Below are 2,932 nucleotides of genomic sequence, written 5' to 3'. Positions count from 1 at the left end.
GGCGTCGACCAGGCTTTGTGCATCGGCTTGTTCAAGGCCCGGCAGGCTGATGTGCAGGTCGATGTCCAGGCCGAAACCACCAGGGATCTGGCCGATGCCGACATGGGCAGTGATCGAGGCGTCGTCGGGGATTTTGCGTTTGGTCTGGCTGGCGACGAATTTCAGCGCGCCGATGAAGCAGGCGGAATAGCCGGCGGCGAACAATTGTTCAGGGTTGGTTGCCGCACCGCCGGCGCCACCGAGTTCTTTCGGGGTCGCGAGTTTGACGTCGAGGACGTTGTCGCTGGAGATCGAACGACCGTCACGGCCGCCGGTGGAGGTTGCGATTGCGGTGTAGAGAGTTTGCATGGTGTGAGCCTCGTTTCGGATTGGGTGTTTCGCGCTAAATGTTTGCGCGCTAAGTAAGTGCGAAGTGAATGTAGCTCGCTAATATTTAGCGCGCAAGATAATTTTTTGAAAAAAACTGACCCTGCCCATCACCTGGAGATTCGATCAGGCGGGAGATGCTTGAGATAGAGGCTTTCGTGCGGGATTTATGCGAAGTGAATTTTTTTGCGACGGGGGAGGACGCCTTCGCGGGCGATCCGACTTGCCCGCGAAGAACGATAACGCGGTCTAAAGGCTGTCTTGCAGGTGGCTGCGCAGCTCCTGGAGATCCGTTTGCAGCTTCTTCAACTGCTCCAGCGTCTGCCCGCTGGCGCCGAGGATGCACTGCGGAATATCGCGCGCTTTGTCTCGCAGCGCATGGCCTTGCTCGGTGAGTTCGACAATCACCACCCGTTCATCTTCGCGGCTGCGGGTGCGGCTCAGCAGGCCTTCGGCTTCCAGGCGTTTGAGCAGCGGGGTGAGGGAGCCGGGGTCGGTCAGTAGTCGGCTGCTGATTTCGCCGACCGTCAATCCGTCCTTTTCCCACAACACCATCATTGCCAGGTACTGCGGGTACGTCAGGCCCAGCGCTTGCAGCAGCGGCTTGTAAACCTTGGTCATCAGCAATGAAGTGGAATGCAGGGCGAAGCAGACCTGATTATCCAGCAGCAGGTTATCGCAGTTGTCCGGGGTGTCGCGCTCGGTGTTCATTTCAAAGCCTTGATCAGTGATCGTCATGAATCTAGCGGGCGAATCTTTAATGCGCCAGATAATTATGGACTAGTGGCGGTCGAGGTTGGTTTGCAGCGCCAGATCCCACGGTGGGATGGGGCTGAAACGGGTCTTCAGGTATTCCAGCAGCAAACGGCTACGCGAACTGGGCTGCTGCTCCAGGCGTAACGCATAAATACCGGTGCTTTCCGGTTTTGGCAGACCTTGTTCGCAGAACAGCGGCAGCAGTTCGCCGCGCAATAAATACTCACTGGCCAGCCAGGTCGGCAGATGCGCGACACCCAACCCGGCCAGTGCGCCGCAGACCAGCGCCTCGGCGTTGTTGGCGCTCATGCGGATTCGCGCAGGCCGGTGCAAGTGCATCTGCCCATCCCGCTCGAAGCGCCAGGCGAACGGCGGAGCCAGGCCATCCCAATCCAGACCGTCGTGGTCGACCAATTGCGCCGGCTCGGTCGGCACGCCACGGCGTTGCAGGTAATCGGGGCTGGCGCAGGCGATGCGCACCATGCTCGCCAGCGGCGTGGCCACCAGCCGGGTATCGGCCATTTGCCCGGCACGCAGTACCAGGTCGACCTTGCCCAGGTTCGAACCCTGCATGTCGACAAAGCTGTCGATCAGGTGCAATTGCACGTCGAGGCCGGGGTAAAGGGTCAGGAAGTCGGCAATCACCGGTGCCAGATGGCGTCGTCCGAACGCTGCCGGCGCATCGACCCGAATCAAGCCTTCCGGCGCGTTGCTCAGGGACACCGCTTCCGCCCGCGCCAGCCGCAGTTCCGCGACGATCCGCCGCGCGCGCTCGGCAAAGGCCAAGCCTGCCGGGGTAGCCCGCACCGCGTGGGTGCTGCGAATGAACAGCTGACTGCCGACGGCGCTTTCCAGGCTATCGATACGTCGCGCCACCGCCGATGGCGTCAGGGGATGACGGCGGGATGCAGCGGAAAAACTGCCGGTCTCCAGCACATCCAGAAACAGTCCGAGTTGTTCGGTCAATTGATTGGGGTTCATGGCTTCATTAACGCTTATGCGAATTTGGCACAGCCATTGTGCGTTGCTATGCGTTTCCCTGCCAGAGCCGACTGCGTAGGATGAGCGGCCTGACAAGAGGAAACCGCCTGTGATTGAGTTCGTGATGTACCTGGTTTTTGGCGCCGCCATGGGCACCCTCGGCGGGCTCTTCGGCATTGGTGGCGGGTTGGTGGCGATTCCGCTGCTGGGCGTGTGGTGCGGTCTCGATCAGCAGGTCGCCCAAGGCACGGCGCTGGTGATGGTGGTGCCGAACGTGATGCTGGCGCTATGGCGTTATCACCAGCGCAATCGCATCGAATTGCGTCATGCGCTGCCATTGGCTTCGATGGGATTCTGCTTCGCCTGGATCGGTTCGATCTGGGCGGTGGGCATCGATGCGCAAACCATGCGCGTGGGGTTTGTCGCGTTCCTGGTCGCGCTGTCGGCCTACAACCTGGTGCGAATGTTCGCCGCCACTGCGCCGGCGTCTTCACAGATGCATTATTCATGGCCGTGGCTGGGTGTGCTCGGCGCGGCTTCCGGGACCATGGGCGGGTTGTTTGGCGTGGGTGGGGCGGTGGTGGCCACGCCGGTGTTGACCAGTCTGTTCGGTACCAGCCAAGTGGTTGCCCAGGGCTTGTCGCTGGCACTGGCATTGCCGAGCACGGGCGTCACGTTGGCGACTTATGCGGTGCACCATCAGGTGCACTGGGCGATCGGTATTCCATTGGCGGTCGGTGGATTGATGAGCATCAGTTGGGGCGTGAGAATCGCCCACGCACTGCCGGAGCGGCTGTTGCGCGGGCTGTTCTGTGGGTTTCTGGTGTGC

4 protein-coding genes are annotated in these 2,932 nt (G+C 61.2%); 1 reads left to right on the top strand and 3 read right to left on the bottom strand.

Annotation, left to right across the window (positions count from 1 at the left end):
• The 3 genes from AC1DLB_RS26610 to AC1DLB_RS26600 all read right to left on the bottom strand — a co-directional run.
• Nucleotides 1–348: organic hydroperoxide resistance protein (locus AC1DLB_RS26610; RefSeq protein WP_477785967.1), on the bottom strand; the 348-nt coding region annotated here is incomplete at its 3' end.
• 267 nt (nucleotides 349–615) lie between these two features.
• Nucleotides 616–1,077, bottom strand: coding sequence for a MarR family winged helix-turn-helix transcriptional regulator (locus AC1DLB_RS26605; protein WP_477743510.1), 462 nt, complete (start codon nucleotides 1,075–1,077; stop codon nucleotides 616–618).
• A gap of 69 nt (nucleotides 1,078–1,146) precedes the next feature.
• Complete coding sequence (locus AC1DLB_RS26600; RefSeq protein WP_086944663.1) at nucleotides 1,147–2,103, bottom strand: LysR family transcriptional regulator; 957 nt, start codon at nucleotides 2,101–2,103, stop codon at nucleotides 1,147–1,149.
• A 109-nt stretch (nucleotides 2,104–2,212) separates the two neighbouring features.
• Between AC1DLB_RS26600 and AC1DLB_RS26595 the strand changes: the two genes are divergently transcribed.
• A partial coding sequence (locus tag AC1DLB_RS26595) for a sulfite exporter TauE/SafE family protein (protein WP_477785966.1) occupies nucleotides 2,213–2,932 on the top strand: 720 nt, incomplete at its 3' end.

The organism is Pseudomonas sp. 05N434, from assembly GCF_056396965.1.
Note: the sequence above shows the minus strand (reverse complement) of the source record. Positions and strands in the feature narration are given on the sequence as shown.